This window comes from Flavobacterium psychroterrae, assembly GCF_018380615.1.
Lineage (GTDB): Bacteria > Bacteroidota > Bacteroidia > Flavobacteriales > Flavobacteriaceae > Flavobacterium > Flavobacterium psychroterrae.
The window spans coordinates 1-837 of sequence record NZ_JAGYVZ010000081.1 but is presented as its reverse complement, the minus strand read 5'-3'; the positions used below and the strand labels follow the sequence as shown (position 1 = coordinate 837).

The 837-nt window shown below is 32.5% G+C and carries 2 protein-coding genes; both read left to right on the top strand.

Features of this window, described 5'->3' with window-relative positions; genetic code table 11:
• Positions 1-43: 43 nt before the first annotated feature.
• Positions 44-571 carry a transposase gene (locus KHA90_RS25135; protein WP_213308286.1) on the top strand — a complete coding sequence of 176 codons (528 nt, stop codon included), beginning with the start codon at positions 44-46 and terminating at the stop codon, positions 569-571.
• Positions 572-621: 50 nt separating this feature from the next.
• On the top strand, positions 622-837 hold a 216-nt coding region (locus tag KHA90_RS25130), incomplete at its 3' end, for an IS3 family transposase (protein WP_213308284.1).

Genomic DNA, 837 nt, shown 5'->3' with positions numbered 1-837 from the left:
TGAACTGCCCCCAAAAAGTTAGACACTATTTGGGGGCATTTTTATGGAAAAAAGAGTAAAATATGATTATGAGTTTAAGCTTGGCTGTATAAATAAAGTTTTAAAAAACAACATTCCAGTTTATTCAGTTGCCAAGGAAAATAATTTCGATGAATCAACTCTCAGAGTATGGATTAAGTTTTATCAGTATTATGGTGCAGAAGGTCTTTTGCCTCGAAAAAAGCAAAATTACAGCACAACTTTTAAGCAACATGTATTGCGAGAAATTAAGAAGAAGTCTTTATCTTTGAGAGATGCCTGTGTTGTATTTAATATTCCCAGTCAAGCCGTTATTATTCAATGGCAAAAAAGGTACAAAGACCAAGGAAACTCAGGCTTAGAGTGCAAACCTAAAGGAAGACCTAAATCTATGACTATTAAGAGAGCCAAAAAGAAATCTGATAAACCCCTGACTAGAGAAGAAGAACTTTTACTAGAGATAGAATCATTAAAATGTGAAAATGCTCTTCTAAAAAAGTACAATGCCTTAGTTCAAGCCGCGGAAATAAAGAATTTAAAACGCAAGCCATAATAGAATTAAGGCATCAGTATGATCTTGGCACTATGCTGGGTCATCTGAATATGGCACGTAGTAGTTACTATTACTACGAAAAAAAATATCATATAGAAGATAAATACAAATATATTAAAGAGCTGATCAAGCAGATTTATCATCTGCATAAAGGCAGATTTGGTTACAGGCGTATTACTTTAGATCTAAGAAATAAAGGTGTTTTAATTAATCATAAAACGGTTCTCAGATTAATGACACTCCTAGGATTAAAAAGTATTATTAGA

Coding starts and splice junctions, on each gene's coding strand:
- KHA90_RS25135 (WP_213308286.1), top strand. CDS start 44: ATGGAAAAAAGAGTAAAATATGATTATGAGTTTAAGCTTGGCTGTATA.